Genomic DNA, 22,989 nt, shown 5'->3' on the forward strand with positions numbered 1-22,989 from the left:
CGCTGACAGTCGGCAGTCCCATCGAGCAAACCTGCACCCCCGTGCTACGACACGCCGCCTGATCGCTAACGTCGCGCGCCAGTCCACGCCCAAGGCCCGCCGGATAAGGCCTGACGACCCGGCCCGAAGCGCCGAGCAGCCGTCCTGCTGCCGTGCCCCGGGCCTTCCTCCAGACGATCCCCAGCCCGGCGACATCCCAAAAACGCATCAAATTCACAATCGCGTACATTTGTCGCGACGCTTTTCCCGTGCTAGTGGGCCGCCAAACTTTTTTGGGGGGGTCGGTATGCTGCAAAGCGGCGATACGGCATTCGTTCTCATCAGCGCGGCGCTGGTGCTGTTCATGATTCCCGGGCTGGCGCTTTTCTATGGCGGCATGGTGCGCAAGAAAAACGTGCTCGGCACCATCCTGCAAAGCTTCATCCTCATCTCGCTCGTCACCTTCGAGTGGATCTACCTCGGGTATTCCATGTCGTTCGGGCCGGACGTGGGCGGGGTGATCGGCTCCCTGGCCTGGGCCGGGCTTGGGGGCATCGGGGCCGCGCCCTCGCCGGACTACGCCCCCACCGTGCCCCATCTCGCCTTTGCCATGTACCAGTGCATGTTCGCGGCCATCACCCCGGCGCTCATTACCGGGGCCGTGGCCGAGCGGATGCGCTTCGGGCCGTTTCTGGTCTTTTCCCTGGCCTGGACCGTGCTCGTCTACAACCCGGTCTGCCATTGGGTCTGGGGCAACGGCGGCTGGCTTAAGGAAATGGGCGTGCTCGATTTCGCCGGCGGCATCGTGGTGCATCTGACCTGCGGCGCGGCGGCCCTGGCGGCGGTGATTCTCACCGGACCGCGCAAGGATCACGGCAAGCATCAGATCGTGCCCCACAACCTGCCCATGACGCTTTTAGGCACCGGGATGCTCTGGTTTGGCTGGTTCGGCTTCAACGCCGGCAGCGCCCTGGCCGCCGACGGCGTGGCTGCCGGAGCCTTTGCCGCCACCCACATCGGCGGCATGGCCGGCATGGCCATGTGGTGCGCCATCGAGTGGTATCACCGGGGCAAACCCACCACCCTGGGCGCGGCCTCGGGCGCGGTGGCCGGGCTGGCGACCATCACCCCGGGCGCGGGATTTGTCTCGCCCGGCGCGGCCGTGGCCTTTGGGTTGCTTGCCGGCGGAGTGTGCTACGGCGCGGTGCTGCTCAAGGCCCGGCTGCGTTTCGACGACAGCCTGGACGTGGTCGGCATCCATGGCGTGGGCGGCGTGCTCGGCTCGCTGCTGGTTGGCGTCTTCGCCTCCAAGCTGGTCAACCCGGCCGGGGCCGACGGCCTGCTCGCCGGCAACGCCGGCCAGCTTGGAGTGCAGCTCTTGGCCATCGCCGTGGTCGGCGTCTTCGCCTTCGTGGCCAGCTGGGTCATCCTGGCGGCGGTCAAGGCGGCCATGGGGCTGCGCCTGACGCCGCAGGCCGAAACCATCGGTCTGGATCTGGCGGAACACACCGAGGCGGCTTACGGCGAATAATCGCCGATAGCCTTACGCTTCCTGCTGCCGCGTAAGCCCAGGCGGCAGCAGGACTTCCCGGGAGGGTTATGAAGCGCGTTACAGCCATCCTTCGGCCGTCTCGGCTCGACCCGGTTGGGGCCGCGCTGACGGAAGTGGGCCTGCGACATGGCGGTTGATGCGCTCCAGCGCAATAATTCTATCGTATGCCCCTGATTCACGGCTCCTGCGCTTCATGTCAGACCGTGCTCAGCTTTTGTCATGGTGAATTCGACAAGCATCTGAACATCCGGGCCTCGTTTAAATACCTTTTCTGGTGGCGCTCCCTGGAAATCACGAGGACGCCACTCGCGGCATGTATTGATCTCTAGCCGTAGATCTGCTGCTGCGTTGATGTAATCGGAGAAGTGGTGCGGAAAGGTCGGCATCCGTACAATATCGTTGCCATCGCGGAAATGCGCGCTCACATTGCCAAGCGACATGAAAGGATGTATTTCGATCACAATGATCTTTCCGTTCACTCGCAGAAGGCGACGAGCCTCCCGCAGGGGCGGGACCAGATCGCTGACATGTTCCAAAGCCAAAGAAAATACTATCCAATCGGCGATTCCATCGGCCAGCGGAAATGCCTGCGTCATATCCTGCTGCACAAGGATGAATGCAGGATCACGTGCACGGGCTTTTTCCAGCATGCCTGGCGAAACATCGCAGCCGATGAGTTTTTCAGCACCACCTTGCTTTAGTCTCGCAAGATTCCGACCCGTGCCGCATCCAAACTCCACGACGGTCTTGCCGCCGGCGTCGTTGGCTAAAAGGTCGATAGCCTGGCTCGCGCCAAAGACCATTGGATTATCGTAGGAGTCATAGAAGGATGCCCACCAATCATAGGCCTGCGCGACGGGGAGAAAGAGGTTGTTTTTCATTCGTGTAGGTTTCCATGCATGCCATCGACCGGAGACGATACATGCAAACGTTCAGCCCGCCGCGGCTGGCCATTGAGGATACGATACTGGAAGGGATGCAGCGCGAGGCTGGTGCGGGCAAGACAGTGCAGCTTGACGGCAAAGAGTGACGCCCGCTTTGCCTTGGCAATTGCAACGCCATAACGGCAATGGCGCTCTACCGTGACATGAAGCACGGGCAGAGAGTAAGTGGCAAAAAAAGCGAGATGCGCTTGACGGTTATACATACTACTTCCCGTTGCGAGAAACCGTCTCGCTTTCGGGGCAAGTAGTTTTCCGGCTATGCCGTTCAGCTCCGCCAGAGCACCTTCTTGGTAGTGTTTGAGCGTTGGTCTGTCAACAAAATTGGGCCGTTGGGATGTTGGTGGGTACGGACACTCGCATTCCCTACGCTTCGCGCAAGGCCTCGACAATCCCCAGGCGTGAGGCCCGCAGGGCCGGCAGAAATCCGCCTACGACACCCATGAAGAGCGAAAACGCCAACGACAGCGCCACGATCCATGGGGCCAGGGTGAAGCGGAAGGCCAGCTCGGAGAAGGTCTGGAAGTTGGTGGTGGAGAAGGTGAGAAAGGACAGCCCGGCGGCCAACCCCACCCCGGCCAGGCCGCCGATCAGCCCAAGGAGGGTGGATTCGGCCAGAAAGGCGAGCAGCACCGCCCCGCGCGTGAAGCCAAGGGCGCGTAGCGTGCCGATCTCGGCCACGCGGCCGGCCACCGAGGCGTACATGGTGATCATGGCCCCGATCATGGCTCCCAGCGAGAAAATGAGCGTGAGCGACACGCCAAGGACCGTCAAAAACTTCCGCATCATGTCCGACTGCTTCTCGTAGTAGCGCGTCTCGCGCCAGACCTCGGCCTGCAGCCTCGGGTCGGCTTCCACCGCCTCCTTGAAAGCATCAAAAAGCCCGGGTTCGCGCAGGCCGGCCACCACGATGGAATAGGCGTTGCGGCCAAAGGCCGGCATGAGCTGGTCGGCGTCGCCCCAGATCTCCGAGGAAAAGCCGGTGGAGCCGGCGTCGAACACGCCGACGATGGGCCATTCCCGCTTGCCGAAGCGCAGGCTTTGGCCGATTTCCGCGCCGGCGAATCCCTTGGCCACGGCCTTGCCCACCATGATTTCCGGCGTGCCCGGCTGGGGCGCGCGGCCCGACACCAGGCGCACCTGGCCGCGAAGGGCCAGCGAGGCCGGCTCCACGCCCCGGATGACCACGTTTGAGGTCTTGCCCGTGGATTTCTTGGTCAGTCCGATGAGCACCACCGACTCCCGGGCGGCCAGGGGCCGGCCGTCGCCGCCCGGGGCGATCTCGGCCCGGGCGGTCATGGCCGAGGCCTGGACGCGCTCCAGCCCGCTTTGCACCTCGGTCTCGGAACCCTTGCGCAGCACGATGACGTTGCCGGGCGAGCCGGTGGAGACAAGCGTCTGGCGCAGTCCTTCGGCCAGCATGAGGGTCGCCGTGAAGACGAAGACCACCAGCGCCATGCCGCCGGCGGTGAGCGTCGTGGTCAGCCGGCGGGTGACAAGGTTTCGCCAGGAATAGGACAGGGGCACGGCCATCAGCCGATCCTCCGAAACGCGTCGGCGATGCGCACGGCCGACACCCGCCAGGCCGGCACCGCAGCGGCCAGCACGCCCACGGCCAGCCCGAAGGCGGCCTGGAGTATGATGGTTGTGGGCGAGACGAAAAAGATGGGAAAATACTGGGCCAGCCCCACGGCAAAGCCCTTGGCCAGAGGCGGCAGCACGGCAATGGCCAGGGCCGTGCCGGCCAGGGCCAGCAGCATGGACTCGGCCAGGAGCATTCCGGCCAGAGCCGGCGCGCCAAAGCCCAAGGTTTTCAGGACCGCGAACTCGCCCAGGCGTTCCCTCGCCGACATGGCCATGGTGTTGGCGGCAATAGCCAGGATGATGGCGATGACCACGTAGGACACGGCGGTGATGGCCAGCAAAATGGCCTCGCTCATGGCCACGAACCCGAGCTGGAAGGCGCGCTCGGTTTCGGTGAGGGTCTCGGCCTGGGAGTTGCGGAACAGCGCGTCGATGTCCTTGGATATTTCCGCCGCGCGGGTGGCGTCGCGGATGCCGATCATGAAAAAGCCGACCTGGCCGGCTCTTCTCGGGGAGCGTTTTTTCATGGTCTCGTCGAGATAGCCGTAGTGGAAATAGAGGACCGTCTCGTCGGTGTCCGGGCGTGCGCCCTTGTAGATGGCGCGGATGGTCATGGGCCACTGGCCCGGATAGATGGTGCCGCGCAGGGTGACGGTGTCGCCGATGCGCCAATGGAAGCGGTCGGCCAGCTTGCGGCCGATGACGGCGCTCTTGCGGTCGGTCAGGAAGGCCTTTTGCTCCTCGGGGCTGACGATGAGTTCGGGGTAGAGCCTGAAGAAATCGTCGGTCTCGACCACGAAGTTGGGGAAGAAGTTCTTTTCGTCGAGATACACCCCGCCGAACCAGCCGCCGGCGGCCACGATGTCCACGCCCGTCACCTGGCGGATGCGGCCCTTGTAGGCAAAGGGCAGGGGCTGGGTCAGCGACACGGCGTTGCGGGTGACCAGCCGATTGGCCGAGGAGGCTTCCACCCCGGCGTGCCAGGCGTCCAGCACCGTGCGCAAAAGCCCGAACGCGGTCAGGGCCACGGCCACGCCGACGATGGTCAGCACGGCGCGCAGGCGGTGGCGGAAGGCGTTTAAGAGGATGAGCCTAAGGAGCAACACGCAGTTCGCCCTTGTCGAGCTCGCGCACGAGGTGGGCGGCCTCGGCGGCCTTGTGGTCGTGGGTGACCATGACGATGGTCTTGCCCAGGTCGGCGTTTAAGCGCTTGAGCAGGGCCATGACGTCGGCGGCCGAGACCCTATCCAGGTCGCCGGTGGGTTCGTCGGCCACGATGATGTCCGGGTCGGTGACGATGGCCCGGGCGATGGCCACGCGCTGCTGCTGGCCGCCGGAAAGCTGGTTGGGCTTGTGGTCGGTGCGGTCGGACAGGCCCACGGCGGCCAGGGCGGCCAGGGCGTGGTCGCGCCGGGCGGCGGCGGACAGGCTTGTGAGCAAAAGCGGCAGCTCGACGTTTTCCAGGGCGGTCAGCACCGGAATGAGGTTGTAGAACTGGAAGATAAAGCCCACGTGGCGGCTTCGCCACACGGCCAGTTCGCTTTCCGACAAGGTGGCGATGTCCGTGCCGGCCACGGTGATGCTGCCGGCGTCCAGGGAATCGATGCCGGCGATGCAGTTGAGGAGCGTCGATTTCCCGGACCCCGACGGGCCGATGAGCGCCAGGAACTCCCCGGCAGCGATGTCGAAGGTGATGTCGGAGAGCACCGGGATCACCTGATCGCCGCGTTGGTAGGATTTCGACAGGTGCGATATTTCGATAAGCGGGCGGTCCATGACGGATTGTCCTGTGCCTGGGAGACGGCCTGGCGTCGCGTCCCTTAAAAAATACAACAGTATTTTTTAAGAAAACAATGGTTTTCGTCTGTTGCCTGTGAAACGCCAGAGGCGTCGCTCGCGAACACGGCCTAGCCTTCGGCCAGGGCCACGGCGTCGCCGTCGCGCAGTTCGGCCGGGGGCGAGAGGATCACTTTTTCGCCGGCCGTGAGTCCCTTGGCCACGGCCCGCATGTCGCCGAGTGGGTCGCCCAGGGTCACGGGAGTCAAGACGGCCTTGCCGCCGCGCATGACAAAGACGGCGTCGGCCTCGCCCCGGCGGATGACGGCCCCGGCCGGCACGGCCAGACGCGGCTGGGTCTCGTCCGGGGTCAGCGGCCGGGTGAGAAAGGCCGTCTTGGCGCTCATTTCGGGCAGCACCCGGGGATCGAGGGTGGTGAAGCGCACCTTGACCAGCACGGTGGCCTTGGTGCGGTCGGCCGTGGGCACGATCATGTGAACCACGCCCGGGAACCGCTCGCCCGGGATGGCGTCCAGGATGATCTCGCACGGGCCGCCCACCTTCACCTTCTCGATGCTCGATTCGCTAACGTCGACCTCGGCGGCAAGGGAAGACATGTCGGCGATGGTGACCACGGCGGCCTTGGAGGTGGACGACGCGCCAAGGGGCGAGATGATGTCGCCGAGGTCGGCGTTCTTGGTGAGCACCACCGCGTCGAAGGGCGCTTCGAGTTCGGTGTAGCCGCGCTCGGCCTCGGCTTTTTTGAGCGCCTGCTCCCGGGCGGCCAGGCTGGCCTTGGCCTGGGACAGGGCGGCTTCGGCCTTGTCCAGCCGGGCCTTGGCTGCGTCGTGCTCCGAGCGAGCCACGTAGTCGCCGGCCGAGAGCTTTTTCATGCGGTTGTACTGCAGCGTGGCGTCGGCCAGCTCGGCTTCGGCCGAGGCAATCTGGAACCGGGCGGCGGAAAGCTCGTGGACGGCGAGCTTTTTGGCCGCTTCCACGTCGGCGCTTTCCAGCCGGGCCAGGATGTCGCCCTTTTTGACGCGGCTGCCTTCCTCCACCCCGAGCCAGACGAGCTGGGCCGTGGCCTTGGTGGCCAGGGCGGCCTTGCGCTGGGCCACGATGTAACCGCTGGCGGTCAGTTCCGTGACCGTGCGCGAGGGATAGGCCAGGCCCACCGTGGCCGCCTCGACCACGTAGGTGCGCGGGGTCATGAACCAGCCGGCCAGGGCCAGGACCACCAGGGCGGCGACGATCCAGGGCCATTTCTTGCGGCGTCGGCGCGCGCCGGCCATTTTGTCGTCGCCGGCAATGCGGAGATTTTGCAGCGTGTCGCTCATGGGATTTCCTGTATCTATAATGATGACGGGTCAATACCGCGTTGTCCTGAAGAGTCAAGACGAAATAATTGCCTGGAAGTTTCGTCGGGAATGTTGCGCCGTCAGCGCAACGGTGGTTCCCGGCAAGGGCGCGCCATGCTTTTTAACCGACCTGGCCCCCTTACACTTTTCCCGTCGAGGGGGTCCGGGGGGGATCATCCCCCCCGGCGGAGAGGTCCAGGAGAGGCCGCGCCTCTCCTGGCCGCCGGAGGCTCTCCCCAAATTGCTCGATGAGCTTGCGGTGGCCGGCCGGAAAGGCGTAGCGCGACAGCTCGTCTGGTGCGGCCCACAGGCTTTCCTGGGCGGCGGTCAGGGTTGGCTCGGGGGGCGGCGCGGCCTCGGGCAGGTCGGTGAGCCGCAGCAGGCAGCAGTGCAGCGTCACCCGGTAGGTGGTGTAGCCGTGGCGGATGACGGCCAGTTTGGTTTCGACCCGGGTCGCAAAGCCGGTCTCCTCGGCGAATTCGCGCACCACGGCCTGTTCCGGGGTCTCGCCGGCCTCGATGCGGCCGCCCGGGAACTCCCACAGATTGGCCCAGGCCCCCTTGGGCAGGCGCTTTTGAATAAATATGCGCCCGGCGTGGACAAGCACGCCGGTGGCGACGTCAAGCGGCGTGATGTCCTTGGATTTGCTGAGGACCGGCCGGTCGGGCACGATGTTCAGACGCCTGGCCGCGCAATGCCCGGCCAGGGGGCAGGCCGGACAGTCCGGGGTGCGGGGGCGGCAGACCAGCGCCCCGAATTCCATGAGCGCCTCGCCGTAGTCCCTGGCTCGGCCGGGGGGGAGCAGTTCCCGGGCCAGGGTGGTGGCCTGGGCCTTGCCGGCCGGTTCCTTGATGGGCGCGTCGATGTCGCAGACCCGGGCCAGCACCCGCAGCACGTTGGCGTCCACGGCCACTTCGTCGCGGCCAAAGGCGATGGCGGCCACGGCCCCGGCCGTGTACTCGCCGACTCCCGGCAGGGCGCGCAGGGCGGCGAAGTCGGCCGGCAGCCGGCCGCCGTGCTCGGCCATGACCCGCCGGGCGGCGGCCAGCAGATTCCTGGCCCGGCTGTAATAGCCCAAGCCCTCCCAGGCCTTGAGCACCTCGGTCTCGTCGGCTTCGGCCAGGGCGGCCACGGTGGGAAAGCGGGCCGTGAAGCGCTCGAAATAGACGGCCACGCGGTCCATCTGGGTCTGCTGGGCCATGACCTCCGACACCCAGACACCGTAGGGATCGTAGGTGCGCCGCCAGGGCAGGTCGCGGCGGTTTTGGGCGAACCAATCGAGCAGGAGCGGCACGAAATCGGCGTTCTCGGACATGCATACCTCATTTGCCGGGCTTTGACCCCCGGTCGGAAACTCGCGCCCTAGCCCATAATGCCGATTGGGCCGGCTGGGAAGGGCGGGGACTCGGGAAGGCCGGAGAGGGGCGAAAGCCGGGCAGGTCCAAGGGGGCTACACGCCTGAGGCAACAGGCGGCGCGTTGCCATTGCCGCCATTTTGGCCCATAGCAGGATGACTGGCGGTCCGGCCGCCGGGGAGGAAAGCCATGTCCAAGTCCCTGTCGCGCCTTGTCGTCGTCCTCGCTCTGGTCCTTGTCCCATCCCTGGCCCGGGCCGCCGGGCCGGACATTCCTCCGGCCCTGGCCCCGTGGGTGGGCTTTGCCCTGTACGAGGCCGGGCAGCGCCTGTGTCCGCCGATGGGCAATCGCCCGGACGTGCGGGTCTGCCGGTTCCCCACAAGCCTTTCTTTGGACGTCTGGCCCACCGGCGCGGACATGATCTATACGGTGCGGCTTTTTGACGACGGCCCGGTTCCTCTGCCCCATGCCGCCGGGGCCTGGATCGAGGGCGTACGTGAGGGGGGAGCCGCCGTGCCCGTGCTTGGCGCGCCGGACGCGCCCTTTGTGCGGCTTGCGGCCGGGGAACATGTCCTGACCGGCCGCCTGGGTTGGGCGGCAACACCCCAGGGGCTGGCCCTGCCGCCGGATGTCGGGTTGGTGCGGCTGTCCCGCCAGGGCGCGGCCTCGCCGGTGGCTGTTTCGCCGGCCGGCGAATTGCGCCTGAGCCCGCCCGAAGCGGCCAAGGCCGCGCCCAATCGTGAGACGGTACGCGTGTTTCGGCTCATTGCCGACGGCGTGCCCGTCACCGTCACCACGCTGTATCGTCTGGAGGTGTCCGGTCTGGCCCGGGCCGTGACCCTGGCCGGGGCCGTGCCCGCCGGAGCCTTGCCCCTGGCCGTGCGCGCCCCGGTCCCGGCGACCCTTGGCCCGGACGGCGGGCTTGTCCTCGACGCCGGCCCTGGGCGCTACGAAGTCGAGGTCGTGGCCCGCTATCCGGCCAAGGTGGACCGCATCGGGCCGGCCGTGTGCCCCTATGGCCGGGAGATCTGGAGCTTCCAATCCGGCGAGGTCCGGGAGGTCCGGCCCGAAGGGCTACCCGGCATCGACCCCAAGACCGCCGACGTGCCCGGCTCCTGGCAGGCCTATCCGGCCTTTGCCGCCGAGGCTGGCGGCGTCATGACCCTGGCCGAGCTTGGGCGCGGCGCGCCCACCGGCCGCGACGCGCTGACGCTGTCCCGCGAGATGTGGCTCGATTTCTCCGGGCAGGGCCTGTCCGTGCGCGACACGGTGACCGGCGAAAACCGGCGGGGCTGGACGCTTTCCCTGCTGCCGCCCGGGGAGTTGGGGCGGGTGACGATTTCCGGTCAGGACCAGCCCGTGGTACGCCTGGGCCAGGACGGCCGGCCTGGGGTGGAGCTACGCCAATCGCATCTCAACCTGACGGCGCGCTCGCGCTATCCCGCCGTGGGCGCGGCCCTGCCGGCCGGGGGCTTCGACCGGGAGTTCGAGCGTGTTTCGGCCACGCTGAACCTGCCGCCGGGCTGGGCCCTGGCCTATGCCTCGGGGCCGGACACGGTGACGGGCGGGCTGCTGTCGGGCTGGACGCTTCTTGATCTGTTTCTGGTTTTCGTGCTGGCCGTGGCCGCCTTCACCTTGCGCGGACCCTTGGCCGGCGTGGCCCTGGGGTTGTTTTTGCTCCTGTCCTGGCATGAACCCCACGCCCCGACCACGGTCTGGATGTTCGTGCTGGCCGGCCTGGGACTTTTGCGGGCGGCCGGCGACGTGGGGCGGCTGGCCGGCTATCCGGCTTTTCGCCGCCTGTCCGTCACGCTCTTCGTTTTGGCCATGGCGTCGTTGGTGGTCTTGGCCGTGCCCTTTGTGGCCCGGGAATTGCGTCTGGCCGTGGCTCCTCAGATTGGCGGCGGGGGCGGCGGCGCTCCCGTGCCCGTGGCGGCCAAGCGCCAGGCCGCCAATGAGGCGGCCATGTCCGAACCGGCCGTCGCCCCGGCCCCGGCCATGCCGGCCGCCCCGGCCCGAGGCAAGAGCGACGCCGGATCGCCTCGGACCATGGCCCTTTACGGCGGTTATGAGGCGGACAAGGCCCCGGAACGCCTGGAATTTGATCCCAACGCCCTGATGCAGACCGGGCCGGCCATGCCGTCCTGGCATTTCACCTCGGTGGGCCTGTCCTGGCGCGGGCCGGTGGCCCCGGGCGAGACCCTGCACCTGACGCTTGTGCCGCCTCTGGCCACGGCCGGCCTGGGCTTTGCCCGGGTGATTCTCCTTGGGCTGGCCTTGGCCCTGCTGTTCGACCGCCAACGCGTGCGCCGTCTGACCCAGCCGGCGGCCGTGGCCGGGGCGGCGGCCGTCCTCGTCGCCGTGCTGTCCCTTGGCCTGCCTGAGCGGGCCGCAGCCGCGGATTTCCCGCCCCGCGACCTTCTCGACACCCTGCGCGAGCGCCTGACCCAGCCGCCGCGCTGTCTGCCGGACTGCCTGGGCGCGCCCGGGTTAGAGGTGCGCCTGGAGGCCGGCACGCTCACCATCGTGGCGGCTATCGACGCCGCCGCCCGGGTGGCCGCGCCGTTGCCGGCCGTGTCCGAGGGCTGGCGGCCGACGCTAGTCACCGTGGACGGCAAGCCGGCCGGGGGGCTTGCCCGCCTGGACGGCCAGCCGGCCGTGCTCCTCGAACCCGGCAACCACATTGTGGCCATGGCCGGCCCGGCCCCCGAGGCCGTGTCCTTTACCGTGTCCGCGCCGCTGGCCCCCGGGCGCGTCCAGGCCTCGGCCCCGGGCTACCGGGTACGCGGGCTGGACGAGCGGGGGGGGCTGGCCGGTCCCCTGGAATTCGTGCGGGCCGAGACCGGCGGCAAGGCCCAGGCGGCCAAGCCCGGGGCCACGGGCATCGACGTGCCGGCCTTTTTCGAGGTGCGCCGGGCCGTGGATTTCGGCTTAACGTTCGAGGTGGCAACCGAAGTCGTGCGCCGCTCGCCCACCACCGGCCCGGCCGTGGCCGTTGTGCCGCTTCTGGCCGGGGAGCTGCCCGACGTGGCCGGGGTCAGCGTGGAGGGCGGCAAGGCCACGGTGCGCTTTACTCCGGGGCAGGACCGCGTGTCCTGGCGCTCGCGCCTGCCGGCCGCGCCGTCGCTGACCCTGGCCGCGCCGACCGACGCCGCCCTGGTCGAGACCTGGACCGTCACCGCCGCCGCCCTCTATGACCTGTCCTACGACGGGCCGCCGCCCGTAGCCTGGCTGACCCCCGAGGGCCGGCTGGCCCCGCGCTTTGCGCCCTGGCCCGGGGAGAGCCTCACCGTGTCGGTGGCCCGCCCCGAGACCGCGCCCGGGGAGTTCCTGACCCTGGAGCGGGGCAGCCTGTCCGTGCGCCAGGGTGGCCAGTACCGCGAAGCGACGCTGGTTCTGGTCTTCCGGGCGGCCAAGGGCGCGCGCCAGGTCGTGAAGCTGCCGCCCGGGGCCGAGGTCACGCGGCTGGCCGTGGCCGGGCGCGAGGTGTTGCCCACCGGCGGCCCGGACGAGGTCGGCTTTGCCCTGCCGCCGGGCGTCACCGAAGTGACCGTCAACTTCCGGGAGAAGCAGGGGATGGAGACCTTCGCCCGCACCCCGGTCATTGACCTGGGCTTGCCCGGGTCCAATCTGGCCGTCAGCCTGGAGCTGCCGGCCGACCGCTGGCTGCTGGCCGTTTCCGGCGGCACGCCCCTGGCCCCGGCCGTGCTGTACTGGGGCTGGCTGGCGGCCGTGGCCGCCTTGGGCCTGGGGTTGTCCTTCATGCCCGACACGCCGCTGTCCCGCCTGTCCTGGCTGCTCTACGCCCTGGGTCTGAGCCAGGCTACGCCCGGCAACGCGCTGTTGGCCGTGGCCTGGATCGCTGCCCTGGCCTGGCGGCGGCGACATCCCATCGCCCAGGGCGCGGTGGCCTTCAACATTGTCCAGGTGTTGCTGGTCCTGTTGACCCTGGCCGGGCTGGAGGCCCTCTACGATACCTTGGGCACGGGCCTTCTCGGCCTGCCGCGCATGCAGGTGGCGGGCAACGGCTCCACGGCCACGGCCCTGCGCTGGACCTTCGACCGCTTGGCCGGTGCGTTGCCGTCCTGCACGGTCGTGAGCCTGCCGTTGATGGTCTTCCGTGCCGTGATGCTGGCCTGGGCGGTCTGGCTGGCCTGGGCGCTCGTCAAGTGGCTGCGTTGGGGCTTTGACAGCCTGACGGCCGGCGGCGGCTGGCGCAAGCCCGAACTGAAGCTGCGCCTGCCGGGCCTGGGGCGCGGGGCCGCGCCAAAGCCAGGGGAGCCGGACAAGCCCTGATCGGGCGGCACGAAACTTGATGCTGTCCTCCCGCCCGGCACGTTTGGCCGGGCGGGAGGTTCTCATGGATGCCGGACACTGCGCGGTTTGCGGGAATCCCATCGAATTCATGGACGTCTACATCCTGCGTGCCCAGGGCAAGATCTGCAGCCGGTGCGTGCTGTCCCGGGGCATCCCGGTTTCGGGCCGGGTGTCGCGCCAGGCCCTTTGGCGCGGCGAGTGGGCGGGAAAGGACTGCCGGCCGCAGCTGGGTTTTGCCCAAGGGTGATTTTACCCCCTCGGGCAGACCGGTTTTGCCATTTGTTTTCGAATTTGCTAGAGTCCCCTTGTTCAGTTTTGCACATACTTCGGCACAAGGGGTACCCGGCTCATGCAACTTACCACGCGAAGCCGCTATGGCTTGCGCATGCTCCTCGACATCGCCCTGCACGGCGACGAGGGGCCGGTCCGCATCCAGGACATCGCCAAGAGGCGCGGCATTTCGGTCAAGTACCTGGAACAGCTGATCCGGGCGCTCAAGAAAGCGGGATTTATCAACAGCAAGCGCGGTCCCAAGGGCGGCCACGTGCTGGCCACGCCGGCCGAGGCCATCCGAGTCGGCGACGTGGTGCGGGCCCTGGAAAGCCGGCCCGAACTCACCGAGTGCGTGGGCAATCCCGAGGTCTGCATGATCTCCACGGACTGCGTCACTCGCCAGATCTGGGCCCGGGCCACCGAGAGCATCTTCCGCGAGCTCGACGCCATCCACCTCTCCGACCTGCTCGTCCAGGCCCGCCGCTCCGAGATTCTCGGCCTGCCCTGCTGCTGAGACGCCCGTCGCCCGCCCGGCCACGCCGCCCGGTCCCGTCGTTCGCTCGGCCCCTTCGCCTGCCCGGTCGCGCCCTTGGGCTACGCCGCCACTTGGTCACGCCGTTGCTCGTCCAGGCCACCGCTGGGCCACGTCGTCCCAGCCGTTGCGGCAAGCCGTCGCCTCGGTTCACTCCGACCGGAGACACGGGGAGGGACGGACCTTCGGGGTGGCAATGTCTTAAGCGGCGTGGCCTTCCTGCCGCCGCGACAGGAGTGCCCTTGCCCGGGCCGCGCCTTGGCCCATGGCCGGCCAATGACAAACGCCGCCGCCTTCGTTGGAAGGCGGCGGCGTTTGCGCGTCCGGGCGTGGGTTGCCGAAAGGGCCGGGGATTACAGGGCGTAGCGCAGGGCCGGCACGGCCGGGATGAGGCCAAGCTCCCGGCAGTGGTGGGCGAAAAGCACGAGACTTGCGGCAGCGGCCGCGTCGAAATCGTAGTTGACCACCCGGAAGTAGTCGAGCAGCGCAGCCGGGCTGATCCAGTCGGGCAGGCCCGGGGCCGTGACAAGCTCGGGCAGGCGCTCGGGCAGCGCCTTGTTCGTTTCGCACAGGAATCGCCGCACCGCGTCAAGGGTGGCCAGGGAGCGGCCGGCAAGGCCTTCCCGCACGATCCACAGGGCAAAAACGAAGGGCGTGCCGGCGAATTCGAGCCAGGCCTGGCCCAGGTCCGTGACGTGCCAGCCCGAGGGCGGGGACACGTATTTGGATAGAGCCAGATCGCCGATCTCCACGAAAGGCATGGGCCGATTAATGCCCGTGCCCGGGGCGGCCACGGCGAAACGCGGCTCGGGGTAACGCCAGGCGAATGTCCACAGGACGCGCAAGAGTGCATTGGAGCTGGCCGAGGCCCCGGAGAGCTGCACCTCGCCGCCGGTGCGGGCCAGATAGTCGGGCAACTCGGCCAGGGGCACGGGGGAGAAAAGCAGCACGCTCTGGATGGGGCCGGTGGCCGCCCGGATGCACAGGTCCGGCAACAGCGTGAAGGCCTCGGGCCGGGCCAGGTAGGCGAAGGCCGAGGCCGGAGCGGCGTCGATGGTTCCGGCGGCCAGGGCGGCGTTGAGCTCGGAGGGATGCCCGGACACGTAGGCGATGTCGCCGTCCTCGGGAAAAGCCGGCATGAGGGCCTGATACAGCGGCCAGACATTGAGATAGGCGATGCGGCCAAGCCGCAAGGGATCGTCTGCCATGGGCACTCCTTTTGCGCGCCAAAAAACGCGGCCCCGAGGGTATTCCCCCCGGGGCCGTCGTGCAAGGCGAATTCCGGTGAACTAGTCGAGCTGGGACAGCAGCGTTTCCTTGATGGAATCGATGGAGCCGGCGCCTTCGAGTTCGATGTACTTGGTCTTCCCTTCGCCGGCCAGCTTCTTGTAGAAGTAGGCGGCGGCCAGGGTGCCGGTGTTGGTGTCGTAGTAGATGTCATGACGCTTGTTGATGGCGTCCTCGTCCTGGTCGTCGGAACGGGTCTTGAGGTCGCCGCCGCACACCCGGCACTTGTCGCCGTTGGGCTTGATGGCGTCGATGAAGATGTTGTTGGGGTGGTTGGGATCGTTGGCGCACAGGCGACGGCCCATGATGCGATCCTTGGCGATCTGGCGGTCAAGCAGGATCTCGATGACGTAATCGAGCTTCATGCCTTCCTTCTGCAGGGCTTCCCACAGCTTCTCGGCCTGGACCATGTTGCGGGGGAAGCCGTCGAGCAGCCAGCCATTGCCGCCCTTGGCCTTGAGGGTCTCCAGGATCATGGGGATGGTGATCTCGTCGGGGACCAGCTCGCCCTTGTCGATGTAGCCCTTGGCTTTCATGCCGAGTTCGGTGCCGCCGCCGATGTGCTCGCGGAAGATAGCCCCGGACTCGATGTGGGCCAGATTGTACTTCTTTTTCACCAGGGAACCCTGGGTGCCCTTGCCGCTGCCGTTGGGACCAAAAGTGAGAATATTCACCGGGACTGCCTCCATGTTTGATTTTTCACAATCGGCCTCATTACCCCCGCCGCCAAGCCCTGTCAATGGCGTTTCCGGTTTTGGGGGGGCGGACCGGACAGCACGTCCCGGCCAAAGACCAGCCCCTCCCGGGCCACCCGGACCGTTTTGCCGCCCGGAAACTGGAACACGCGGCCGGTGTCGCGCCGCGCGTAAGCTGCTTCCAGGGCGGCCAGACCATCGGCCAGGGCCTGGCCCGGCCCCAGGGCGTCCAGGGCGCGGGCGTACAGACGCGTCCGCAGGGTCGGATGCAGGCCTGAAAGGAGCGTGCGGGACAGGCGGACCGTGCCGCCCTCGTCCGGGACGGTGACGGGCAGGACCTCATCGAAATAGGCGGCGTCCAGGCGGGCTTGCCGCCACAGCCGGGCGGCCGCGTCCAGGGCTCGAGGATTTTCTTGCAGCACCAGGGGCAGCAGTCCATGGCGTACCCGGTTGCGAAGGTAGGCCGGATCGGCGTTGGACGGGTCGTCCATGGTCGGCAGGCCCAGGGCGGCCGTGAACTCCGTGACGGCGCTTCGGGGCGTGAGCAGCAGCGGCCGCAGCAGCCGGCGGGCCGGGTCCAGGGCCGCCATGCCGCCCAGGGCCGGCCACCCCGCGCCGCGCGTGACGCGCATGAGCTGGTCCTCGGCCAGATCGTTGAGCTGATGGCCGGTGAGCACCCAGGCGTTGTCCCGGCCGGCCAGGCAATCGGCGAAAAAGGCCTGCCGGGCCTGGCGGCCGGCGTCCTCGACGCCGGTGCGGCGCTCCCGGGCCATGGCGGCCACGTCGGCCCGGTCAGACAGACAGCCCAGGCCGAGTTTGCGACAAAGCGCCCCCACGGCCTCGGCCTCGGTCCCGGATTCGGGCCGCAGCCCATGGTCGAGGTGGGCGGCCAGAAGTCCGGCCAGACCCAGGCGTTCCCGCAGGATGGCGGCCATGGCCAGCAGGGCAACGGAATCCGGGCCGCCGGAGCAGGCCACGATCCAGGTCGCCCCGGCCGGCTCGTGTCCGCATGGGCCGGTAACAAAGGAGGCCACACCCAGGCAAAGCCGGGCCAGGCGGTAGGGTAGGGCGCTCAGGGGCGGCAGGCCGGGGCCGGTTGGGGAAAGGTGTTTCGAAGGGGGCGTCGGCATGGCGGGCCTTGCTGCGGCGGTGGAGCTGATCCGGGCCGGCGGGCGCGGTGGCATTTCGCGGCGAACGCTTCGTCGGCGTTGCTGCGGGACACGAGCCTTGGTGCGTTGGCAAAAAACCGCTTGTTGCGAAGAAGACTTCTGGTTCCAGGTTGCCGTTGCGGCTAACGGCATCTCGGTATTTGCGAAAGGCGCTGCCGGGCCGGACAAGGGGCATCCCGGGCGCGGCCGGGACGCCCATGATGCGCAATGCTGCGGTGCGGCGTCCGATTAGATCGGAATATCGAGTTCGCGGATGAAAGTGTCCAGGAAATCGATCATTTGCTGCCGTTGCTCCGGGGTGCAGTAGCTGATGCAGGAACAGCGCAGCTTCCCACGTCCGCGCACGAGCAGCTCCAGCTTGAGCCAGTTGCGTCCGGTTTCCAGCACGAGCATGTAGGGGCCGCACTCGCCGTAGTGCTGCTGCTGCTCGTCGTTGAGCATCTCCTGGGGAAAGGGGATGTAGTAGATGTGGTCCAGAGGACCCTTGAAGCCTTTTTCCGTCAGGTGCTGCTCGATCCGCTCCATGTTCTCGGCGGACACTTCGTCGATCAGATAGGATCGCATGGGTTACTCGCTTGCATCGGTCACGTCGAAATCGTCGGACGTCTCCGCGAAATTCGGCGGTTTGCGGTCCGCGTGCGCGTCCGTTGGGACTTTCTCGCGGTCCAGATTATACATGCGCCGGGTGAGGTCCACGAACCGCTCGCCGTGCTCCTCCTTGGCCCGCCGCTTGAGAAAGGCGATGGGCTCGTGGAGCATCTTGCGGCTGATGGACAGGGCCATGGTTTCCAGGGCGGCCCGGGTTTCCTCGGGCACCTCCGGCCCCAGTCGCCGCAAGGTCTTTTGCAGCTCCTGGCGGGCCAGGGAGGCGCCGACGTCCAGCAGGTCCACGATGGTGGGTTTCACGTCCAGCGATTTCACCCATTCGCCGAAACGCTCCACCTGAAGGCCGATGATGTCCCTCGCCCGGGCGGCCTCCTCCCGGCGCTGGGCCAGGTTTTCCTCCACCACTTCCTGCAGGTCGTCGATGTCGTAAAGATAGACGTTGTCTAAGCTGTTGATGTCCGGATCGATGTCGCGAGGCACCGCGATATCGATAAAAAACATCGGCTTGTGGCGTCTGGCCTTGAGCACGGCCCGCACGTCCTTGGCCCTTATGACCACATGGGGCGCTCCGGTGGAACTGATGACGATGTCCACCTCGTGCAGGCGCGAGACAAACTCCTCAAAGGCCACGGCCCGGCCTTTGAAGCGCCCGGCCAGTTCCTCGGCCCGGGCATAGGTGCGGTTGGCGACCAAGATTTCCGACACCCCGGAGGTGAGCAGATGCATGGCGGCCAGCTCGGCCATCTCGCCGGCCCCGACCAGCATGGCTTTCTTGCCGGCCATCTCGCCGAAGATGCGCTTGGCCAGTTCCACGGCGGCGTAGCTGATGGACACGGCGCTGGCCCCGATGCCGGTGGCCGTGCGCACCTTTTTGGCCACGGAAAAGGCCTTGTGGCACAGCCGGTTGATGATGACCCCGGCGGTGCGGCTGGCCACGGCGTGGCGGTAAGCTGCCTTGAGCTGCCCGAGTATTTGCGGTTCGCCAAGCACCAGGGAATCAAGTCCCGAGGCCACGCAAAACAGGTGGTCCACGGCGGCCATGCCCTGGTGGGCATACAGATGCGGGGCCAGAAGGGCCGGGTCCTGGCCGCACTGGCCGGCCCAGGCCGCCAGCACCGCCGCCTTTGGATCGCGCCCCACGGGATCAACCACCAGCACTTCCACCCGGTTGCAGGTGGAAAGGACCAGGGCCTCGCGCACGCGGGCTTCGCCGTCAACCAAAAGCTCGCCGAGTTTCGGCCGCTCGCCCAAGGCGAACGCTTCCCGAACCTCCACTCCGGCGGTCTTATGGTTGAGGCCAAACAGGTAAATCTGCTGCTCCATCGATATATCGCGCAAAGCTGTGGTGTGTGGGCATGAAGAAATTGATGACCAGCATGGACACAAGGGTAAGACCGAACAGCCAGATGGCCATACGGGCGGGCTTGCGCCCCTGCCAGCCCAGCACCAGACGCTGGTGGAACAGGAAGGCAAAGAGCAGCCAGATGCAGATAGCTGTCACTTCCTTGGGATCATAGGAGAAAATGCGGTTCCAGGTGAGCTTGGCCCACACGAAGCCGGACAGCAGTCCCAGGGTGTAGAGGGGAAAACCGGCGGCCACCGCCCACCGATTGACCGTATCGCAGGTGGAAAGGGCCGGCAGGGCCTTGGCGAACCCGCCGAGCTTCTCCTTGGTCTTGATCTTGCGTTCCAGATACAAATAGGCCGCCCCGGCCCCGCAGGCCATGGCCAGCAGGCTGATGGCCAGGAAAAGCGAACCGATATGCAGCCCGAAAAAGAGCCCGCCCAAAGCCTTGGGCAAGGGCACCCGGGCCGCAGTCACGGCCTGGGAGGACAGAAACAGGAACAAGGCCAACGGCGAGGCCAGAAGCCCGAGCATCCCCAGGCGAAGCCGCCACCAGAGAAAGAGGCAAATGGCCAGGGCGCTCCAGGCCAGCAGATTGAAATAGAATTCCCCGGACAAAAAGGCCATGCCGCCCTCGATGCCCAGGAGCATGACGAGATCCAGGGTGTGGCAGGCAAAACCGATAAGGGTCAGCCAGCGTCCGGCCCGCCGCAACGGCTGCCTGGCCGTGACCACGCCCAGGAGATAGGCCGCCGCGCCGAGCAGGTAGCCGGCCACGACCAGCAGGAAAACGATGTTAAGCGCCGGCATGGGCAAGGGCTCCCGCAACAAGTCCGGCCGCCTCGCCGTGGAGCGTGGCGGGCAAGATGTCCCGGAGGATGGTTTCGGCCCGGGCGGTGTCGGCCTGTTCCAGGGCTTCGAGCAGGGGGGAGTTGACCAGCTCCCGGAAAAGCGTGGAATTGGCCGGCGATCCCAGTCCCAGCCCCAGCACCAAGGGCCGCAGCCGGCTCATGAGGATGAGCAGCGCGCCGTATTCCGAGCCGAGAAACTCGCCCAGGCCTTGGCGGATCTTGCGGGCCAGGGCCGGTGATGCGCCGCCCGTGGAGATGGCCACGGTCAGGTCGCCCTGGGTAAACAGCGCCGGCACGATGAAGCTGCATTTTTCCGGCTGATCGACGATGTTGCAGGGAATGCCGCGCTCGGCGCACTCCCGGCTGATGCGCCAGTTGAGCGCCTCGTCGTCGGTGGAGGCAATGACCAGGAACCGGCCGTCCAGGTCCGTCGTCTCATAGGGCCGGCAGGCGAAGACCACGGCCGGATGCGACAAAAGCTCGGCGCAGGCCTCGGCCGCAGCCAAGTCGATGACGAGGATTTCCTCGGCGCCGCACTCGGCCAGGGTGGCGATCTTGCGCCGCCCGACCTGACCCGCGCCCACCACCAGGCAGCGCTTGCCGCGCAGATTGACGTAAATGGGATAATACCGCATGGAAGGCTCCTATAGCAGAAGAACGCTCGGACCGAAAAGGGCTTTTTTTCACATGAATCCTTCGGATTCGTGACCACACGGCGAAACGACCATGGCGCGATTTCTCGTCTTGCAACTGGCCCGTCTGGGCGACCTGCTCCAGACCCGGCGGCTTCTGGCCGGCCTTTTTGCCCGGATCGGAGCGGATGGCGGGGGCGGCGAGGTCCACCTGGCCGTGGACGCCTCCCTGGCCGCCCTGGCCGGCCGGCTCTACCCCTATGCCCGGGTCCATGCCCTGCCGGCCCATGCCGGTCCCGGGCGCGATCCAGCCGCCGTGGCCCTGGCCGTGCGCCAGACCTGCGGCGAGCTTTCGGCCATCCCCTTCGACAAGGTTTTTTGCCTCAATTTCTCGCCCCTTGGCATGGCGATTTCGGCGCTCTTCCCGCCCGAGGTCCAGCGCGGCTACCGCCAGTTTTCCGGCCAGCCCGACAAGGACCGGCTTTTGCGGCTGGTGTTTCGCCTGACCCGCGAGCGCCGGGCGGCCGGACTCAACCTGGCCGACATCTGGGCTCACCTTGATGACGTTCCCCTGGCCGCCGCCCTGGTCAACCCGCCGGCCGCGCCGCGCGGGGGCGGGCTTGGCGTGGCCCTGGCCGGCCGCATGGCCCGGCGCTCCCTGCCGCCGGAGATCCTGGCCCCCATCGTGCGCACGGCGTTTCGGGCCAGCGGGGCGACGCGGCTGACCCTGCTTGGCACTACCGCCCAGGCCTCCGAAGCCAGGGCGCTCGTCAAACAGCTCGACCCAGCCACGGCCTCGGCCTGCCAGGACCTGACCGGCCGGACCGGCCTTGGCGAACTCAGCGAGGTGATCGCAGGCCTGGACCGGCTGCTCACGCCCGACACCGGGGCCATGCACCTGGCTGCCTTTCACGGCGTGCCGGTGACGGCCTTTTTCCTGTCCTCGGCCTGGTGCCACGAGACCGGCCCTTATGGCGTGGGCCACGAGGTCTGGCAGTCGGTGGTTCCCTGCGCGCCCTGCCTGGAGTCGGTCCCCTGCGACAAGGGCCATGTCTGCCGGCTGCCCTTTGCCGATCCCGCCTTGTTGCGGCTGCTCGGCGGTTCGGCCAAGGTAGAGCCGCCGGCCGGGTTGGCGCTTTTTTGCACCGACTGCGACGGCCTGGGGGCAGTTTGCCGCCTGGAGCGTGGCGAGGACCCTTCCGAGGCGGGCCGCCGGGCCTTTCGGGCCTTTGCCGCCCGCCATCTGGCCGGGCAGGACGCGGCCCTGGCCGACGGGACGCCCGAGGCGGCCTTGGCGGAACGCCTTTTTCTGGAAACGGACTGGACGCTGCCCCCGCCCGGGCGGGACGCGGCCGGAGAGGAGTAGGGGCTATGGCTGGTCACGGCGTGCTGCGGATTCTGGTCGTGCTGCCCATGTACGGCGGCTCGCTGCCGGTGGGGCGGTTTTGCCTGTCGGCCCTGCGCGAGCTTGGCCATGTGGCCGAAGCCTTTGAGGCCCCGGATTTTTACGGCGCGTTTTCCGCTCTCAAGGACCTGCGAGTCACGGCCGACCGCTTGGAATATCTGGAAAACAGCTTCCTGCAGATAGTCTCCCAAGCCATCTGCGCCAAGGTCGAGACCTTCGAGCCTGATCTGGTCCTGGCCCTGGCCCAGGCCCCGCTGTCGCGACAAGCCTTAAAGCGCCTGCGCCGCGACGGGGTGAAAACGGCCATGTGGTTCGTGGAGGACTTTCGCCTCTTCACCTACTGGGAAGCCTTTGCCCCGTACTACGACGCCTTCGCGGTCATCCAGAAGGAGCCTTTCCCCGAACGCCTGGCCGCCGTGGGCCAAGAAAACGTGCTCTATCTGCCCATGGCCGCCGATCCGGCCGTGCACCGGCCCCTGGATTTGTCGGCCGTGGAGCGGCGTACATTCGGCGCGGGCGTTTCGTTTATGGGCGCGGGCTATCCCAACCGTCGGCTGGCGTTTGCGGAGCTGCTCGACTTCGATCTCGGCATCTTCGGCAGCGACTGGGACGGCGACCCGGCCCTGTCGGACAGGGTGCGCCTCGGAGGGCGGCGTGTCGCCACCGAGGAGTCGGTCAAGATTTTCAACGCCGCCACGGTCAACCTCAATCTGCACTCCAGCATCAACCCGCGCGAACTGGTGCCGACCGGGGATTTCGTCAATCCGCGCACCTTCGAGCTGGCCCTGTGCGGGGCTTTTCAGCTCGTCAGCGACCGTACGCTCCTGCCGGAACTCTTCGCCGAGGACGAGTTGGCCCGTTTTTCAACCATGGGGGAGCTTCGGGAAAAGCTGACCTATTACCTTAATAGGCCCGAGGAGCGCGCCGCCTTAGCAAGGCGGGGCCGGACCCGGGCTCTGGCCGAGCACACCTATGCCATGCGCATGGAATATCTGCTGGGATTCGTGGCCGAGCGCTTTCCCGGTTGGCCGGCCGGACGAGCGGGCGCCGAGGCAGCCCTGGCCGTGCTTCCCGAACCGTTACGCGGCGAGACGGCGACACTGCTTGGCGAACTGTCGCTGCCGGCCGACGTGGGCTTTGCCGATCTCATCGCCGCCGTGCGCTTGCGCCAGGGGCGACTGACGTCGCTGGAGACGTCGCTGCTGTTTCTGGACGAGTGGAAGCGCCAGTACGGCGGCTAGGGGCGTGCTGTCACGCTTCGCCGCCGGAAAAGGCAAGGCGGGCGGCTTGTCGGCCGTGCCGCGGTCGTTTCCGGGTGTTGTGCGCCTGACG

Annotated in this window: 19 protein-coding genes; 6 read left to right on the forward strand and 13 right to left on the reverse strand. The window is 67.5% G+C overall.

Annotation, left to right across the window (positions count from 1 at the left end; genetic code table 11):
* Window positions 1–286: 286 nt before the first annotated feature.
* Window positions 287–1,510, forward strand: coding sequence for an ammonium transporter (locus tag DMR_RS07570; protein ID WP_015860323.1), 1,224 nt, complete (start codon window positions 287–289; stop codon window positions 1,508–1,510).
* Between the two features lie 212 nt (window positions 1,511–1,722).
* On the opposite strand, the gene DMR_RS07575 is transcribed toward DMR_RS07570, so the two are convergent.
* The 6 genes from DMR_RS07575 to DMR_RS07600 all read right to left on the reverse strand — a co-directional run bounded on the left by DMR_RS07575 (window position 1,723) and on the right by DMR_RS07600 (window position 8,505).
* A complete protein-coding gene (locus tag DMR_RS07575) occupies window positions 1,723–2,412 on the reverse strand; it encodes a class I SAM-dependent methyltransferase (protein WP_015860324.1) in 690 nt (229 codons plus the stop codon).
* Between the two features lie 426 nt (window positions 2,413–2,838).
* A complete protein-coding gene (locus tag DMR_RS07580; protein WP_015860325.1) occupies window positions 2,839–4,005 on the reverse strand; it encodes an ABC transporter permease in 1,167 nt (388 codons plus the stop codon).
* Window positions 4,005–5,162, reverse strand: coding sequence for an ABC transporter permease (locus DMR_RS07585; RefSeq protein ID WP_015860326.1), 1,158 nt, complete (start codon window positions 5,160–5,162; stop codon window positions 4,005–4,007). The genes DMR_RS07580 and DMR_RS07585 overlap by 1 nt, the downstream gene beginning before the upstream one ends.
* Window positions 5,149–5,832 carry an ABC transporter ATP-binding protein gene (locus DMR_RS07590; RefSeq protein ID WP_015860327.1) on the reverse strand — a complete coding sequence of 228 codons (684 nt, stop codon included), beginning with the start codon at window positions 5,830–5,832 and terminating at the stop codon, window positions 5,149–5,151. The genes DMR_RS07585 and DMR_RS07590 overlap by 14 nt, the downstream gene beginning before the upstream one ends.
* Before the next feature lie 131 nt (window positions 5,833–5,963).
* A complete protein-coding gene (locus DMR_RS07595; protein WP_015860328.1) occupies window positions 5,964–7,169 on the reverse strand; it encodes an efflux RND transporter periplasmic adaptor subunit in 1,206 nt (401 codons plus the stop codon).
* Window positions 7,170–7,329: 160 nt separating this feature from the next.
* Complete coding sequence (locus tag DMR_RS07600) at window positions 7,330–8,505, reverse strand: A/G-specific adenine glycosylase (RefSeq protein ID WP_015860329.1); 1,176 nt, start codon at window positions 8,503–8,505, stop codon at window positions 7,330–7,332.
* 229 nt (window positions 8,506–8,734) lie between these two features.
* Here DMR_RS07600 and DMR_RS07605 point away from each other — a divergent pair, with 229 nt between their 5' ends.
* The 3 genes from DMR_RS07605 to DMR_RS07615 all read left to right on the forward strand — a co-directional run bounded on the left by DMR_RS07605 (window position 8,735) and on the right by DMR_RS07615 (window position 13,649).
* Window positions 8,735–12,841, forward strand: coding sequence for a hypothetical protein (locus DMR_RS07605; protein ID WP_015860330.1), 4,107 nt, complete (start codon window positions 8,735–8,737; stop codon window positions 12,839–12,841).
* Between the two features lie 64 nt (window positions 12,842–12,905).
* Window positions 12,906–13,109, forward strand: a complete 204-nt coding sequence (locus DMR_RS07610; RefSeq protein WP_015860331.1) for a hypothetical protein — start codon at window positions 12,906–12,908, stop codon at window positions 13,107–13,109.
* 102 nt (window positions 13,110–13,211) lie between these two features.
* Window positions 13,212–13,649: an RrF2 family transcriptional regulator gene (locus DMR_RS07615; RefSeq protein WP_006919402.1), complete on the forward strand. Its 438-nt coding sequence runs from the start codon at window positions 13,212–13,214 to the stop codon at window positions 13,647–13,649.
* Between the two features lie 371 nt (window positions 13,650–14,020).
* On the opposite strand, the gene DMR_RS07620 is transcribed toward DMR_RS07615, so the two are convergent.
* From DMR_RS07620 to DMR_RS07650, 7 genes are all read right to left on the reverse strand, one after another.
* The gene (locus DMR_RS07620; RefSeq protein WP_015860332.1) at window positions 14,021–14,875 is read right to left on the reverse strand and encodes a menaquinone biosynthesis protein; all 855 of its coding nucleotides are present in this window, start codon (window positions 14,873–14,875) and stop codon (window positions 14,021–14,023) included.
* A gap of 81 nt (window positions 14,876–14,956) precedes the next feature.
* Window positions 14,957–15,628: an adenylate kinase gene (locus tag DMR_RS07625; protein ID WP_015860333.1), complete on the reverse strand. Its 672-nt coding sequence runs from the start codon at window positions 15,626–15,628 to the stop codon at window positions 14,957–14,959.
* A 62-nt stretch (window positions 15,629–15,690) separates the two neighbouring features.
* A complete protein-coding gene (gene tilS / locus DMR_RS07630) occupies window positions 15,691–16,779 on the reverse strand; it encodes a tRNA lysidine(34) synthetase TilS (protein WP_081429592.1) in 1,089 nt (362 codons plus the stop codon).
* A 267-nt stretch (window positions 16,780–17,046) separates the two neighbouring features.
* Complete coding sequence (locus DMR_RS07635) at window positions 17,047–17,382, reverse strand: hypothetical protein (RefSeq protein WP_015860335.1); 336 nt, start codon at window positions 17,380–17,382, stop codon at window positions 17,047–17,049.
* A 3-nt stretch (window positions 17,383–17,385) separates the two neighbouring features.
* Window positions 17,386–18,747, reverse strand: a complete 1,362-nt coding sequence (gene hemA / locus DMR_RS07640; protein ID WP_015860336.1) for a glutamyl-tRNA reductase — start codon at window positions 18,745–18,747, stop codon at window positions 17,386–17,388.
* Window positions 18,710–19,579: a cytochrome C assembly family protein gene (locus DMR_RS07645; protein ID WP_015860337.1), complete on the reverse strand. Its 870-nt coding sequence runs from the start codon at window positions 19,577–19,579 to the stop codon at window positions 18,710–18,712. Before DMR_RS07645 ends, hemA begins: the two co-directional genes overlap by 38 nt.
* Entirely contained in the window at window positions 19,566–20,255 is a 690-nt protein-coding gene (locus DMR_RS07650; RefSeq protein ID WP_015860338.1) for a precorrin-2 dehydrogenase/sirohydrochlorin ferrochelatase family protein, read from the reverse strand. The genes DMR_RS07645 and DMR_RS07650 overlap by 14 nt, the downstream gene beginning before the upstream one ends.
* Window positions 20,256–20,346: 91 nt before the next feature.
* Here DMR_RS07650 and DMR_RS25585 point away from each other — a divergent pair, with 91 nt between their 5' ends.
* Window positions 20,347–21,618, forward strand: coding sequence for a glycosyltransferase family 9 protein (locus DMR_RS25585; RefSeq protein WP_015860339.1), 1,272 nt, complete (start codon window positions 20,347–20,349; stop codon window positions 21,616–21,618).
* A gap of 5 nt (window positions 21,619–21,623) precedes the next feature.
* Complete coding sequence (locus DMR_RS07660; protein WP_015860340.1) at window positions 21,624–22,898, forward strand: CgeB family protein; 1,275 nt, start codon at window positions 21,624–21,626, stop codon at window positions 22,896–22,898.
* The last annotated feature ends 91 nt before the right edge of the window (window positions 22,899–22,989 follow it).

It is taken from the genome of Solidesulfovibrio magneticus RS-1 (assembly GCF_000010665.1).
Lineage (GTDB): Bacteria > Desulfobacterota > Desulfovibrionia > Desulfovibrionales > Desulfovibrionaceae > Solidesulfovibrio > Solidesulfovibrio magneticus.

Coding starts and splice junctions, on each gene's coding strand:
- tilS (WP_081429592.1), bottom strand. CDS start 16,779: ATGCCGACGCCCCCTTCGAAACACCTTTCCCCAACCGGCCCCGGCCTG.
- DMR_RS07580 (WP_015860325.1), bottom strand. CDS start 4,005: ATGGCCGTGCCCCTGTCCTATTCCTGGCGAAACCTTGTCACCCGCCGG.
- hemA (WP_015860336.1), bottom strand. CDS start 18,747: ATGGAGCAGCAGATTTACCTGTTTGGCCTCAACCATAAGACCGCCGGA.
- DMR_RS07575 (WP_015860324.1), bottom strand. CDS start 2,412: ATGAAAAACAACCTCTTTCTCCCCGTCGCGCAGGCCTATGATTGGTGG.
- DMR_RS07590 (WP_015860327.1), bottom strand. CDS start 5,832: ATGGACCGCCCGCTTATCGAAATATCGCACCTGTCGAAATCCTACCAA.
- DMR_RS07600 (WP_015860329.1), bottom strand. CDS start 8,505: ATGTCCGAGAACGCCGATTTCGTGCCGCTCCTGCTCGATTGGTTCGCC.
- DMR_RS07660 (WP_015860340.1), top strand. CDS start 21,624: ATGGCTGGTCACGGCGTGCTGCGGATTCTGGTCGTGCTGCCCATGTAC.
- DMR_RS07645 (WP_015860337.1), bottom strand. CDS start 19,579: ATGCCGGCGCTTAACATCGTTTTCCTGCTGGTCGTGGCCGGCTACCTG.
- DMR_RS07635 (WP_015860335.1), bottom strand. CDS start 17,382: ATGCGATCCTATCTGATCGACGAAGTGTCCGCCGAGAACATGGAGCGG.
- DMR_RS07615 (WP_006919402.1), top strand. CDS start 13,212: ATGCAACTTACCACGCGAAGCCGCTATGGCTTGCGCATGCTCCTCGAC.
- DMR_RS07650 (WP_015860338.1), bottom strand. CDS start 20,255: ATGCGGTATTATCCCATTTACGTCAATCTGCGCGGCAAGCGCTGCCTG.
- DMR_RS07610 (WP_015860331.1), top strand. CDS start 12,906: ATGGATGCCGGACACTGCGCGGTTTGCGGGAATCCCATCGAATTCATG.
- DMR_RS07570 (WP_015860323.1), top strand. CDS start 287: ATGCTGCAAAGCGGCGATACGGCATTCGTTCTCATCAGCGCGGCGCTG.
- DMR_RS07605 (WP_015860330.1), top strand. CDS start 8,735: ATGTCCAAGTCCCTGTCGCGCCTTGTCGTCGTCCTCGCTCTGGTCCTT.
- DMR_RS07595 (WP_015860328.1), bottom strand. CDS start 7,169: ATGAGCGACACGCTGCAAAATCTCCGCATTGCCGGCGACGACAAAATG.
- DMR_RS07620 (WP_015860332.1), bottom strand. CDS start 14,875: ATGGCAGACGATCCCTTGCGGCTTGGCCGCATCGCCTATCTCAATGTC.
- DMR_RS25585 (WP_015860339.1), top strand. CDS start 20,347: ATGGCGCGATTTCTCGTCTTGCAACTGGCCCGTCTGGGCGACCTGCTC.